The organism is Herbidospora galbida (genome assembly GCF_005233835.1).
In the GTDB taxonomy this organism is placed as follows: domain Bacteria; phylum Actinomycetota; class Actinomycetes; order Streptosporangiales; family Streptosporangiaceae; genus Herbidospora; species Herbidospora galbida.
This window is the reverse complement of sequence record NZ_SZQA01000057.1, coordinates 1-13,401: the sequence shown is the minus strand read 5'-3', so window position 1 is coordinate 13,401 and position 13,401 is coordinate 1. Positions and strand designations below refer to the sequence as shown.

The window sequence follows — 13,401 nt, the reverse complement described above, 5'->3', positions numbered from 1 at the left end:
CCCCCGGGCCGTCAGGCCTGGGGGCGCTCTTCCTTCGCCGTTCCGTAGACCTTGGGCTCGAAGTAGCCCTCGGGCTCGGCGTCGAACTCCTTGCTCTTCCGGGGGGCCGGCACCCGGTTCTTCATGTCCTCGCGGGTCGCGCGCACGCTCTGCGGCAACCCCCGGTACCAGGCTAGGCCCAGGGCCAGCGCCGACCCCGCGAACAGCCACGGCGCCGCCGCCGACAGGGTCGTGAACATGCCCAGGCCCAGCGACTGGAGGGCCGAGTCGGCGCCCAGGGCGCTGAGGACCTCGACGACGAGGGCCGACACGAAGAAGACCAAGGGCGGGGAGACCACCAGGGTCAGCAGGTCGCGGGGGTTCACCAGCCAGACCGCCGCGAGCACCCCGACGAGGAAGAACGGCCCCGGGAGGGTGATCTGTCCGAGCAGACAGACGAAGAACAGCAACGTGATGGCGCCGCGCGCGGTCACCCTCATCTCTCCGGCCCCCCTCCCTGGTGGCTCAAGCTACCGTCATATCCGGTGTCGTCCCCGACGAGTTCGGGCATCGACAGCGACCGTGGCGACTCCTCTACCGGCTGCGGGGCCGGCAGCGGGGTGTCGACCAGGCCGAGGTCGGTCATCTTGCGGGCGCTCACCAGCACGCGGCTCTCGAGGGAGCCGACCGTCCGGTTGTACGCCGCCACGGCCCGTGCCAATGATCTTCCCAGACCGTCGACCTGCCGCCCGAGACTGCCGAGCCGGTCGTACAACTCCTTGCCGAGGTCGAACACGGCCTTGGCGTTCTCGCTCAGCGCCGCCTGCTGCCAGGCGTAGCTGGCGGTGCGCAACATCGTGATCAGCGTGGTCGGGGTCGCGATGTGGACCCGCCGGTTCATCGCGTACTCGAGCAGCGCCGGGTCGCGCTCCAGCGCCGGGGCCAGGAACGCCTCGCCCGGGATGAACAGCACCATGAACTCGGGCGCGGGGCTGAACGCCTGCCAGTAGGTCTTGGCCGCCAGCCGGTCGACATGGTCGCGCAGGTGGCGGGCGTGCGCGTCGAGCCGGGCGCCGGCCAGGTCGGGGTCGCCCGCCTCGGACGCCTCCAGATAGGCCGCCAGCGACACCTTCGAGTCGACGATGATGTTCTTGCCACCGCTCAGCCGGACGACCATGTCGGGCCGGACCGGCCCGTCGGGGGTCATCGCGGTGACCTGCTCGTCGAAGTCGCAGAACCGGGCCATGCCGGCGATCTCGGCCACCCGGCGCAGCTGCAGCTCACCCCACCGCCCCCGGGCCTCGGGCCGCCGCAGCGCCCGGACCAGCGCGGAGGTCTGCGACTTGAGCTGCTCGGAGCTGTGCCGGACGAACTCCATCTGCTGGGCGAGCTCGGCGCGGGCGACCCGCGCCCCCGACTCGCTCTCGCGGAGCTGCTCCTCGACCTTCGCCAGCGTCTCGCGTAACGGCCCGACCAGGTTCTCCACGGCCTCCCGGCGCAGGTCGAGGTCTCCGGCCGCCTCGGCCCTGGTCGTGTTCAGGCGGTTCTCGGCCAGTTCGAGGAAGCGCAGATTGTTGACGTCGAGCGCGCGGGCCGACAGGGCCTGGAAGCGCTCGGCGAGCTGCTCCTCGACGTACACCACCTTCTCTTCGGCCGCCCGGGCGCGCGCTTCGGCGTCGGCGAGCTTGACGGCGGCCTCGGCGTTCGCGCCCGCCGATCGGGCGCGCCCGACGACGAACCCGATGGCGAGCCCGGCCGCCAGGCCCACCAGCAGTTGGAGAGCGAGAGCCAGGACATCCACGTCCTGGATGATCCCAGGCTTTTCCCGGCAGAAGAGGGAGGCTCGCCCTCCGCATACCCCGCCACGACCCAGAGTTTGCCCACGACGGGGTTTGACGAGCGGCGTACCGGATTCCAATAGACTCGAATTTCGTGAGCCTGAGCATCGGGATCGTCGGCCTCCCCAACGTCGGCAAGAGCACCCTCTTCAACGCGCTGACCAAGAGCGCCAACGCCCTCGCGGCCAACTATCCGTTCGCCACGATCGAGCCCAACGTGGGCATCGTGGGCGTGCCCGACGACCGGCTCGCCAAGCTTGCCGAGATCTACGACTCGGCCAAGATCCTGCCCGCCAAGGTCGAGTTCGTCGACATCGCCGGCCTGGTGAAGGGCGCCTCCGAAGGGCAGGGCCGGGGCAACCAGTTCCTCGCCAACATCCGCGAGACCGACGCGATCTGCCAGGTCATCCGGGTGTTCACCGACCCCGACGTGACCCACGTCGACGGCGGCGTCGAGCCCGGCCGCGACATCGAGACGATCAACACCGAGCTGATCCTCGCCGACATGCAGACCATCGAGAAGGCGATCCCGCGGCTCCAGAAGGAGGCCCGCACCAACAAGGACCGCAAGGCCACCCTGGAAGCCGCCGAGGCCGCCATGAAGGTCCTCGACGGCGGCACCACCCTCTACGCGGCCGGCACCGACCTCACCGACCTGCGCGAGCTGCACCTGCTGACGGCCAAGCCGTTCCTCTACGTCTTCAACCTCGACGCCGACGAACTCGTCGACGAGGAGCTCCGCGCCCGCCTGTCGGCCATCGTGGCCCCCGCCGAGGCCGTCTTCCTCGACGCGAAGATCGAGTCGGAGCTCGTCGAGCTGTCCGACGAGGAGGCCCTGGAGCTGCTCCAGTCGGTCGGCCAGTCGGAGTCGGGCCTGTCCCAGCTCGCCCGCGTCGGCTTCGAGACCCTGGGCCTGCAGACCTACCTGACGGCCGGCCCGAAGGAGACCCGGGCCTGGACCATCAAGAAGGGCGCCACCGCCCCCGAGGCCGCGGGCGTCATCCACACCGACTTCCAGCGCGGCTTCATCAAGGCCGAGGTCATCTCCTTCGCCGACCTCATGGAGGCCGGCTCGGTCGCCGCCGCCCGCTCGGTCGGCAAGGCCCGCATCGAGGGCAAGGACTACGTGATGCGCGACGGCGACGTCGTGGAGTTCCGCTTCAACGTCTGAAAACCCTTCTTCCGTTACGCCTTCGGAGTGGCCAGCCATTCCTCGAAGGTCTGAACGCCACGAGGTCCCCGACCCGTCGGCAGCAGGCCCCCGGCGCTCATCCCGCCGGGGAAGTAGACCGGGACGACCGGCCGCCTGCGCGCCCCGCCCGCCGCGATGAGGCGGCGGGCCATGTCGGGCAGCGACTCGACCCGCGGGCCAGCCAGCTCGGGCGCCATGCCCTGCGGCGCCCCGAGGGCGAGGCCGGCGAGCGCCTCGCCCACCTCGCGGGCGGCGACCGGCTGCACCCGTCCGCTCGGGACCAGCGCGACCGGGCCGGGGACGCCGCCCAGGACCTGGCCCGCGAACTCGTGGAACTGGGTCGCCCGCAGGATGGTCCACGGCACCGCCCCCTCTTTGACGATCGCCTCCTGCCGCCGCTTGCCCGCGTAGTAGCCGAGCCTCACCCGGTCGACCCCCACGATCGACAGCGTCACGAGGTGCCGCACCCCGGCGCGCTCCGCCGCCGCGGCGAGGTTGCGCCCCGCCCGGTCGAAGAAGGCCACCGCCGCCGACCTGCTCGTCGTGGTCACGTTGCCGACGTCGACGACCGTCTCGGCCCCGACCAGCGCGGCGTCGAGCCCCGAACCGCTCGCCAGGTCGACGCCGGTCGCCCGCGAGAGCACCGCCGGTTCGTACCCCCGGGCCCGCAGGGCCTCGACGACGTACCGCCCGACCACGCCGGTTCCTCCGGCCACCGCGATCCTCATGACCGCTCCTCTCCACGCGCTTCGAGAGGGGTGACGGGGGGAGGGCGCGGCTTCGTGACATCGCGCCCCCGTGACGAGGCTCACATCGTGCCGTGTCACGAACGACCCCGGCCGGAATGTCGCCCTGTGCATGAATCCCACCGCCACATGGCTGCGCGCCGGGCTGCTCGCCCTGGCCGCGCTCCAGACCCTCGTCTCGGTCTGGCAGTACGTCTTCCCGCGCTCGTTCTACGACGACTTCCCGACGGTGAGCCTCGATCCGCCGTACAACGAGCACCTGCTCTCCGACGTCGGCGGGCTCGGGCTCGCGCTGACCGCCATGCTGTTCTTCGCCGCGGGGGTGATGGAGCGCAGGGTGGTCCTGTCGGCGCTGACCGGTTATGTGATCTACGCCGGCACGCACTTCCTCTTCCACGTCCGGCACTTCGACCACTTCTCGCTGCGCGACGCGATCGGAGTGGGGACCGGGCTCGGCCTGGAGTGGGCGCTCGCGCTCGTCCTGCTGTACGTCGCCTGGCGGCATCACCGGGCGGCGGTCTGACCTCCGGTCGTCACGCCGGGTCGGCGGACTCCCGACGTGCCACCCGTATGACGACGAACACCGCGAACAGCGCGGCGGCCGTCCACACGACCGCCTGGCCGATGTCCCTGACCACCTCGTTGCGGCCCGGCGGCAGCAGCACCATCTGCACCGCCGCGCCCACCGGCAGGGTCAGCCCGGCCAGCAGGCCGACCACCCCCGGCAGGTGGGCGCAGGCGCCCACGACCCCCAGCGGCACGCCGAAGACCACGGCGGCGATCCACCACACGTACGGCTCGGAATGGATCCAGTCGGACAGCGGCGCGCCGCTGCGCGCGGTGTCGACGAGCGCGTAGGCCGCGACGGCGGTGACCAGCGCCACCGGCCCCACGACCGCCCCCCGCACCAGAGAGGCGCGCCCGCCACTGGTTCCGCGCGTGAGGAGCCAGCCGACCGCGATGGCCAGGCCCGCCCAGGCCCAGCCCGAGTCGAGCACCACGCTGACGATCTCGGGGACCGACCATCCGCTGGTCGTGTACTCCCGGCTCTCCAGGTCGGCGAAGTCGCCGGACAGGGCGTTGGCCAGCGACGTCAGCGCGCCGAACCCGGCCCCGACCGTGAGGGCGACCACTAAGATGATCACGCGGTGCATGCTCTGCTTTCTACTACGAGTGCGGGATGCCGGACTGAGTCTCAGAGCCGTTTGGTTACCTCCTGATGGCTCGACGGTTACATTTTGCCACGGTGGCCTGCGCAAACGTCGTTATGTAGTCATCCATGCCGGTACGGGCACTCTCGGTGTCATGCACACTCGGTTTGGCCGGTTACGGCGATGCCTGCAGCATGGGCGTGGCTTTCCTGGAACAATTGGCGAGGCCGCTAAGGTGATTACTTCAACATGGATAACCGGATCGAGAGTAAGACGACACCGCGCCAGCCGGGGGGATCGGCGCGAGCGGAGGCGTGATGGCTCGCAGGTCAACCGTCCAGCAGGATCCTCGGATCGCTGGCGACCCAGAGTCATACCCTCCTACGGATCCGCCGTTGCCTGAACGGGAGCCGATGCGGCGCAGGGGCTGGAGCGGCGGCGGGGGCCGCTGGCTCGTCTGGACCGGCAGGGCCGTGCTCTGGGCGCTCATCGTCGTGATCGTCGTCAACGGGGTGAGGGCGCCGTTCGAGCGTTTCACGTCGAATCAGGGCGCCACCGGCGCACCGTCCGCACCGGCCGATTCCGGTTTCCCGGTGCAGCAGGGAGCGGCGTTCGCGAATCAGTTCGCCGCCGTTTATCTGAATTTCGACGGAACGAATCCAGAACAGCGCGACACCCGGCTCACCGATTTTCTCGCCGACGGGGTCGAAAGGCGATTCGGCTGGAATGGGTCCGGGCGCATGGCGGCCGGCGCCATTCAATTCCATTCCATCGAGGTCGCCGACGCGAACAACGCGCGGGTGCAAGTCAGTTTCCAGTCGGGCGCGCGGCGCTGGCTGCTGTCGGTGCCGATCTTCCAGGCCGACGGCCGGTTCGTCGTGTCCGGGCTGCCCGCCCTGCTGCCCTCCGGGGGCGCGGCCGGGCTGCCGGCCATCGCGGGTCCCGACCGCGACGCCAACCTCGAAGACCAGCTGCGTCAGACGCTCGAAGGCTTCTTCCGGGCCTACGCCTCCGGCAACGCCGCCGAGCTGAAGCTCTACGCGGCCGACGGCGCGACGATCGAGGGTCTCGGCGGTCAGTTCACCCTGGCCCAGCTCAACAGCGTGGTCGCGCCGCTCGGGGGGGAGACCGGCCGCGATGTCACCGTGACGGTCACCTGGTCCATCACGGCGGCCGACGCCGCCGCGGTGCCGACCGCCGATCCGGCCGACCCGGCCGCGCAGCCCGCGCTGCTGGAGCAGGCCTACCTGCTCACGATGGAGAAGCAGGGCGACAAGTGGCTCGTCCGGCAGGTCCAGGGCGCGAGCCGGTCCGTGGGGTAGCGCATGAACGACCACGACGTCGCTGATCCACACCCCCGGGAGGGCGAGAATTGATTCTCCAAACGATTGTCGAGACCGTGACCGCGCTCGCGCCGTCCCCCGCGCCGGGGTCGGGCACCGGGCTCAACACCGAAGGCCTGGCCGAGTTCCTGCGCCGATTCTTCGCGCCGTTGTTCTTGGTGATCGTGTCGGTCGTGGCGCTGTTCTTCCTCTTCACCAGGGAGATCACGCGGTTCGTCCAGTTCATCATCCTGGCGATCGCCATCGGTGTGATCTTCTATGTGCCGAACATCATCGAGGTGACGGCCAAGGCGATCGCGGGGGCGCTCGGCATCCAGTGACCTTTGGCACGTTGCGGAGAGGAGGATTCGGGTGGATCTGCCTACATACACCAATATCTGGCGAATTGAGAAGCGGCTTTACAAGCTTTATGATCTCCGGCTGCCCATGCCGTTGCCCATCGTCTGGATCGGTGTCTTCGTCGGCGTCTCCGCCTTCTGGTGGGTCCTCCTCCAAGTGGTCGGTTTGCCCTTCGACGCGCCCTGGCATGTGATCTATCTGGTTCCGCCCGGGATCGTTACATGGCTGTCGACTCGTCCCGTGATCGAGGGCAAGCGACTGACCGAACTCCTCCAGTCGCAGACCCGCTACTTCTCCGAGCCCAAGACGTGGTGCCGCCTCGCGCCCTCGGGCGAGCCCGACGTGATCGACTTCCAGGCCAAGGTCTGGCGGGCCGGCACCGAGCGCGTGCGGGTCAAGAAGCCCAAGCGCGCTCCGGAACCCCAGCGCGCGACCGTCCGCCCCGCCGTGGCCGCCGCCGCCGCGGCCGCCGCGCCGGTGGTCGAGGAGATCCCGGTACGCGTGAAGCCCCCGCTGACCACCACGACGACGGCCCACGCGTCCCCCGAACCCGCCCGCCGGTTGATCGGCCACCCGGACGACAAGCAGACGGCCCTCCCGGAGGGCCGCCGCCCCGCGACCTTCGGCCAGCCCCCACGCCTGATCCGCCCGGGGGAGCCCGCCGACCCGGCCAAGGACCGCTCCCGCCCCCTCGCCGCCAACCCGCTCCGACCGGCCTTCCTCGCCCACCCGTCCGACAGGCCCAAGACCCCCGAAGCCCCCGAGCCGCCCGCACACGCGGAGAGCGAACCGACTCCGCGCCCGATCCGGCGGCCCGAGAGGCCGGCGCGCGAGGCGAACGAGCCTCGCCCGCAGGGTCCCACCGTGCCCATGCGCCTGGTCCCGGGCAGTCCGGCCCGGCCGGAAGACGCCGGCGTGCCCACGCCTGCGGAGCCCGGCCCCCGGCCTTCCGACGCGCCCGCGCGCACGGCGGCCGAAGCCCCGGCCCGGTCCGAGACGCCCAGTGCGCCGTCGACCCCCAGGCCACAGGCTCCCGACGTGCCCGAAGGTCCGAGCCGGTCCGAGACGCCCGGTGCGCCGGCGCGCCCGGCTTCCACCAGGCCGAATGTCGCTCGGGCGGGGTCGGAGGCGCGCTCGCCGCAGGTCTCCGACGTGCCCGTGTGGCCGGTTTCCGACCGCCAGGCCCAGCCTGAGGTGCCCGGTGTGTCCCCGCACCCGGCGAGCGGATCGCAGGGTGCCGATGCGCCCACGCGCCCGGTTCCGGTGAGCCGGTCGGAAGCTCCTGATGTGCCCGCCCACGCTCCTGCGGGTTCCGGGTCGCAGGGCGCCGGTGTGCCGACGCCGTCTGCCGAAGTTCCCGCGCCCTCGGCTGCCGAGACCGCGTCTCCTCAGTTCTCGTGGTCGCCGGTGGCCAAGGCCGGGTCGGATCGTGAGGGGGGCCCGGACGAAGAGTCGGGCGTGGCCCAGTCCGTACAGGACGAGACCCCGGCTGAGTCGGCGCGGGTAGCCCGGCATGCCGCGAGTCAGGCCGCCAAGGAAGAGCCGGCGTCGGGCCGGGTGGGCAGGCATGCCGCGGCTGAGCCCGAGGTTGCCGTGCCGCCCGCTCGGGTGGAGCCTGAGCCGGTCGTCGAGCCCCGGCAGGCCGAGCCTGATCGTGAGGTCGCCGCCGAGAGTCCCGCCGCTGAGGAGATCTCCTCGCCGCCGATACGGCCCGACGCGTTGCGGAGGTTGCGGAGGCTGGCGGCTTCCGCCGACTCGGCCGTCGAGCCGGAGGCGCCCGCGCCCGCGGTCGACTGGCAGAAGGAGCGGTTGCGCAAGGGGCAGCCGCCGGCGCCGTTCGTGCCGGCCGAGCGGGGGTCGGAGGCCACGTGGCGGCGGGTGTCGCAGGTCGTCGCGGGGTCCGACGGCGACAACGACGAAGACCGCGCCCGGACGACCATCAACGGCAGCCGGCGCATCGTCGTGCTGGGCTGCACGGGCGGGGCAGGGCAGACCACGACCACGCTGCTCCTCGGGCACTCCCTCGCGCGGCTCCGGGAGGACGGGGTCGTCGCGGTCGACGCCAACTCCGGGGGCGACGGGCTCACCGGGCGGATCAGCCCCGAGACGCCCGAGACGCTCAGCTCGTTCCTGACGGCGGTCGACAGCGTCGGGACCCGTGTGCGCGACTACACGACCCGGACCGACTCCGGGCTCGACGTGCTCGCCGCCGACGTCGACCCCGGTGCCGAGCAGCGCATCGGCGACCGTGGCTGGTTCTCTGACCAGCGCATTGCCCGCGCGATGCGGCTGCTCGACCAGCAGTACCGGATCATCCTCATGGACCCGGCCGCCGCGCTCGCCGCGCGGCTGCTGCCCTACGCCGACCAGCTCGTGCTGGTCGCCCCGGCCAGCGCCGACGCCCCCGACTCGGTCGCGATGACCTACGACTGGCTCGACGGGCACGGTTGCGCGGACCTCCGGCGCAGGGCCGTCGTGGTCATCAACGGCGTGTCGCGAAGGAGCATGGCCGATGTCGAGCGGGCCGAGACGGTCGCACGCGGAAGGTGCAGGGCGATCGTGAGGGTCCCGTGGGAAGACGAGCTGGCCGAACCAGGACAAGTCGACCTCAATGACCTTCGCAGCGGCGGCCGCAGGGCGTACGTTGCCCTTGCCGGGGTTGTCGCGAGCGGATTGACCACGGCGAGAGGGGAGAGCTTCGTTGGCTAGGGCGTCGCGGGCGCGCAGTCGTCTGGCGGTCCGGTACTTCGACGACCGGATCCTCCTCACCGACTCCGCTGCCTGGGCCTACTTCCGGTTGCCCACGGTCAGCTACGAGTTCATCACGCCAGAGGAGCGCGAGGCGCTCGCCAACAACATCACGATCGCGCTGGCCGCGATCCGGATGCCCGACGCCGAGGTGCACCTGCGGGTGGCCCACCGCACCTACCCGGCGGCCGAGTGGGCGATGGCGCTCAACGCCACCTCCGACGAGGGGCCGGGCTGGCGCGACTACCTCGAAGAGATGTACCGCCACGTCTGGGCCAAGGACTTCTGGTCCAAGGAGGTCTACCTCGGAGTCCGGCTCGGGCCGCGCGGCGCGCAGCTCGGCGAGGGCGTGCTCGCGCAGCTGTTCGGCTTCTACCAGAAGACCGAGAAGAACCTGGGGCTCGACGACGACCACGTGCCGGAGAAGGAGGTCGCCAGGTGGACCGACGCGGCCGAGCGGCTCGGCCGCGCGCTCGCCTCCGGTTCGCTCTACGCGCGGCACGCCACGTCCGTCGAGGTCGCCTGGCTGTTCCAGCACGCCGCGACCGGCTCGCTCGGCGACCCGCCGGCGTCGGCGTCGAAGCGGCGCAAGTGGGGGCGGGGCGAGATCGAGGCCCTCGTCGAGGGGCAGATCCACAACGGCAGGTCGCTGCTCCGGATCGAGCAGCCCGCCGGTGACTCCTACGTCGCCCACCTGTCGTTCGCCCGGTTCCCCGACCTGATGCCGTTCCCCGACGGCGAGCCCTGGATGCACTTCGGCGACCAGCTCCCGTTCCCGGTCGAGATCTCCTCCCGGATGCGGCTCATCTCTCCCGTACGCGCCTCCAGAGACGTCGCCAGGAAGCTGGCCCACGCGCGCGACATGGACATCCACATCCGCGAGGCGGGCGCCGAGGCGCCGCTGGCGCTGGCCGAGCAGATCGACGCCGCCCGCATGCTCGAACACGGCATCACGAAGGAACGCCTGCCGTTCGTCTACGGCTGGCACCGCATGAGCGTGAGCGCGCCGACCGAGGAGATGTGCGTCCAGCGGGTCGAGGCGGTCATCGAGCACTACCGCGACATGGGCATCGACGTCGTCAACTCGACCGGCGACCAGTTCTCGCTGTTCTGCGAGGCGCTGCCGGGCGAGAAGGTCAGGGTGAACGCCTACGCGCAGCGGCAGCCGCTGCGGACCATCGCGGGCGGCATGGCGACCGCCACCGTCGACCTGGGCGACCGGGCCGACGAGGCCGGCTGGCTGGGGCCCTACATCGGGGAGACGCTCGGGCGGGCACGCTCCATCGTCCACTTCGACCCGCTCGTGGCGGCGACCAAGAACCGGCCGACGGCCATCGCGATCACCGGCGAGCCCGGCGGCGGCAAGACCACGTTGGCGCTGCTGCTCATCTACCAGATGGCGCTGCGCGGCGTCACCGTCGCGGTCATCGACCCGAAGGGCGACGCCGAGTCGCTGGTGCAGCTGCTGCGCAGGCGCGGACGGCAGGCCCGCACGATCCCCCTCGGGTCGGCCGCGCCGGGGCTGCTCGACCCGTTCTCGTTCGGCGACGACCTGGCCGCGAAGAAGACGATGGCCACCGAGACGCTGCGGCTGCTGCTGCCGCGCATGTCGGAGGAGCGCGAGTCGGCCATGGTGCAGGCCGTCGCGGCCGTCGCCAACGAGCCCGACCCCTCGCTCGGGAAGGTCATCGACCACCTCGACCGGTCGGAGGACGCCGCGTCGAAGAACCTGGGCGCAGTGCTGCGGTCGATGTCCGAAATGCACCTTGCCCGGCTCTGCTTCGACCCCTCCGGCGGCGACCAGATCGACACCGAGGGATGGACCACCGTGTTCACCCTCGGCGGCCTCACGCTGCCCGACGCGGCGACCGGGCGCGACGACTACTCGTACGAGCAGCGGCTCTCCGTCGCCCTGCTCTACCTGGTCTCGCAGTTCGCCCGGCGGTTGATGAACGGGCTCGACAGACGTACCCCCAAAGCGATCTTCCTCGACGAGGCGTGGGCCATCACGTCCACGCCCGAGGGCGCCAAGCTGGTGCCCGAGGTGTCCCGCATGGGACGGTCGCGCAACACCGCACTCGTGCTGGTGTCCCAGAACGCGGGTGACCTGCTGAACGAGCAGGTGACCAACTGCCTTTCCTCGGTGTTCGCCTTCCGCTCGACCGAACGGGTCGAGGTGGAGCACGTACTGGAGCTCCTGGGAGTCGATCCGAACGAGGAACACAAGGGCGTGCTGCGCTCGCTGCGCAACGGCGAGTGCGTCTTCCGCGACCTCGACGGTCGGGCGGGCCGGATCGGCGTCGACCTGATCTCCGAGGAGCTGCTGCGCTGGCTCGATACCAATCCGACGCACGCCAAGCCGGATGAGGTCGAGCAGGACAAGGTGGGTTCGGGTCGTTCGGGGGTCGCGCGGGAGGTGCGCTCGTGAAACGCAGGGTCGCCCTGCTCATGCTGGTGTTCGTCACGTTCTTCGTGGCGTCGCCAGTGATCATCGGGTCGTCGGTGGCACACGCCGACGGGATCTGTGACATGTCCGCCGCCCTCTCGCCGGAGGTGGTGGGCTCGGGCGTCGACGGCCTCGTCAAACCCCCGCCACCCGATGTGGGCGACACCGGCGCCGCCGCCGGCGCCGGGGTCGGCGCAGGGGCCGGCACGTCGGTCAAGGCGCCCGTGACGGCCCCGATGACCAACTACGAGACCTACGGCATGTCGGGCCAGTTCTGGCACACCTACGAGCTCGGCTGCTCCGACGTCGCGGCCGTCATCGGCAACGCCTGGGCCAACGCGATCTTCTCGTGGGCCAAGGCGGTCGACCGGCTGACCATCACGACGTACGAGGCCGCCGCGACCGAGGGCCCGCTGCTGCCCATCAAGAACGTCGTCGACGACATCGTCACCAACCTGGCCGACGCGATGTACTGGCCGTTCCTGCGGCCGATAGTGATCATCGCGGCGATCTGGCTGGCCTGGTACGGCCTGCTCCGCAAGCGCGCCACCACGACCGCCGAGGCGGTCATCTGGATGGTCGTCGCGGTCACGGTCGCCACCTGGTTTTTCAGCCGTCCCCAGGACCTGACCGGCGTCGGCAAGACCATCACCGACAAGACCACCGAGATCGTCAATTCGGCCTTCGCGGGCCTGCCCGGCGCGGGCGGCGCGTCCTGTCTGCCGCCACCCGCGACCACTCCGGCCGCGGCCGACGCCGCCACTCCGGCGGCCGCCCCGTCGGTCAACGCCGGCGGTTACGGGCAGCCGGGCACGCCGGGTGTGGCGCAGAACGCCGACGCGCTCTGGTCGACCCTGGTCTGCAAGCCGTGGCTGATGGGCATGTTCGGCACCGCCGACGCGACCTCGCCGATCGTGACGCAGTACGGCGACAAGGCCCTCCAACTGCAGGCCCTCACCCGGGCCGAGCAGGCCGCCCAGCAGTCGCCGGGCGGCGACGCCCACCAGCGGGCGTGGGAGGAGCAGATCGCCGAACCGCTGCGCACCAGCCCGTCGTTCTACCTGCTCCAGGGCAAAGACTGGACCAGCCGTCTCGGCGTGGCGATCGGGGCGTTCATCGCGGCCATGGTCGCCGGGTTGCTGATCTTCCTGGTGGCGGTGTCGCTGCTGGTGCTGAAGATCGGCTTCCTGCTGTTGCTGATCATGGGGCCGATCTTCCTGCTGATCGGCGTCCATCCCGGCACCGGGCGCATCATCGCGATGCGCTGGGTGGAGATGCTCGTCGGCACGCTGCTGAGACAGGCCGTGCTCGCGCTGGTGCTCGGCGTCCTGGTCTACGGCTACGCCCTGATCATCTCGACGCCGCTGCCGTGGGGCATGCAGATCATGTTCATGGCGCTGCTGACGCTGGCGGTGTTCTTCTACCGCAGGCCGTTCCAGCACCTGTTCTCCTCGCTCAGCGGCTCCACCTTCACGACCCGCGTGCTCGGCGACGCCGCCACGGCCCCGACGCTGCAGCGGGCCGCGAACGCGCTGCCGCCGGTCGCCGCGGCCCGGGTGGGCCGCTGGGGGCTGCGCAAGGCCGAGCCGATGGTCAACGCCGCGATCGCCGGTTCGACC

11 protein-coding genes are annotated in these 13,401 nt (G+C 71.0%); 7 read left to right on the top strand and 4 right to left on the bottom strand.

From position 1 onward, the window contains the following. Window positions 1–11: 11 nt before the first annotated feature. The gene (locus FDA94_RS35715; protein ID WP_137251456.1) at window positions 12–479 is read right to left on the bottom strand and encodes a DUF6542 domain-containing protein; all 468 of its coding nucleotides are present in this window, start codon (window positions 477–479) and stop codon (window positions 12–14) included. Beyond that, the gene (locus tag FDA94_RS35710; RefSeq protein WP_137251455.1) at window positions 476–1,780 is read right to left on the bottom strand and encodes a DNA recombination protein RmuC; all 1,305 of its coding nucleotides are present in this window, start codon (window positions 1,778–1,780) and stop codon (window positions 476–478) included. Before FDA94_RS35710 ends, FDA94_RS35715 begins: the two co-directional genes overlap by 4 nt. Before the next feature lie 131 nt (window positions 1,781–1,911). Here FDA94_RS35710 and ychF point away from each other — a divergent pair, with 131 nt between their 5' ends. Next, window positions 1,912–2,988 (top strand): redox-regulated ATPase YchF, encoded by a 1,077-nt coding sequence (gene ychF / locus FDA94_RS35705; RefSeq protein WP_137251454.1) that lies wholly within the window; start codon window positions 1,912–1,914, stop codon window positions 2,986–2,988. 14 nt (window positions 2,989–3,002) lie between these two features. Here the strand turns inward: ychF and FDA94_RS35700 are convergent, their stop codons facing one another. Then, window positions 3,003–3,737, bottom strand: a complete 735-nt coding sequence (locus FDA94_RS35700) for an SDR family oxidoreductase (protein ID WP_137251453.1) — start codon at window positions 3,735–3,737, stop codon at window positions 3,003–3,005. A 130-nt stretch (window positions 3,738–3,867) separates the two neighbouring features. Between FDA94_RS35700 and FDA94_RS35695 the strand changes: the two genes are divergently transcribed. Next, entirely contained in the window at window positions 3,868–4,278 is a 411-nt protein-coding gene (locus FDA94_RS35695; RefSeq protein WP_137251452.1) for a hypothetical protein, read from the top strand. Window positions 4,279–4,288: 10 nt separating this feature from the next. Here FDA94_RS35695 and FDA94_RS35690 read toward each other — a convergent pair whose 3' ends face one another. Continuing rightward, window positions 4,289–4,909: a hypothetical protein gene (locus FDA94_RS35690; RefSeq protein ID WP_425460199.1), complete on the bottom strand. Its 621-nt coding sequence runs from the start codon at window positions 4,907–4,909 to the stop codon at window positions 4,289–4,291. A gap of 392 nt (window positions 4,910–5,301) precedes the next feature. On the opposite strand from FDA94_RS35690, the gene FDA94_RS35685 reads away from it, so the two are divergent. From FDA94_RS35685 to FDA94_RS35665, 5 genes are all read left to right on the top strand, one after another. After that, window positions 5,302–6,228, top strand: a complete 927-nt coding sequence (locus tag FDA94_RS35685) for a conjugal transfer protein (protein ID WP_246060337.1) — start codon at window positions 5,302–5,304, stop codon at window positions 6,226–6,228. A gap of 77 nt (window positions 6,229–6,305) precedes the next feature. Next, window positions 6,306–6,569: a hypothetical protein gene (locus FDA94_RS35680; RefSeq protein WP_232327174.1), complete on the top strand. Its 264-nt coding sequence runs from the start codon at window positions 6,306–6,308 to the stop codon at window positions 6,567–6,569. Between the two features lie 31 nt (window positions 6,570–6,600). After that, window positions 6,601–9,297, top strand: a complete 2,697-nt coding sequence (locus tag FDA94_RS35675; RefSeq protein ID WP_170991267.1) for a TcpE family conjugal transfer membrane protein — start codon at window positions 6,601–6,603, stop codon at window positions 9,295–9,297. Then, window positions 9,290–11,764 carry an ATP-binding protein gene (locus FDA94_RS35670; protein WP_137251448.1) on the top strand — a complete coding sequence of 825 codons (2,475 nt, stop codon included), beginning with the start codon at window positions 9,290–9,292 and terminating at the stop codon, window positions 11,762–11,764. Before FDA94_RS35675 ends, FDA94_RS35670 begins: the two co-directional genes overlap by 8 nt. Next, window positions 11,761–13,401 (top strand): type IV secretion system protein (locus FDA94_RS35665; protein WP_246060336.1); only part of this gene is annotated, 1,641 nt, incomplete at its 3' end. The genes FDA94_RS35670 and FDA94_RS35665, both read left to right, overlap by 4 nt.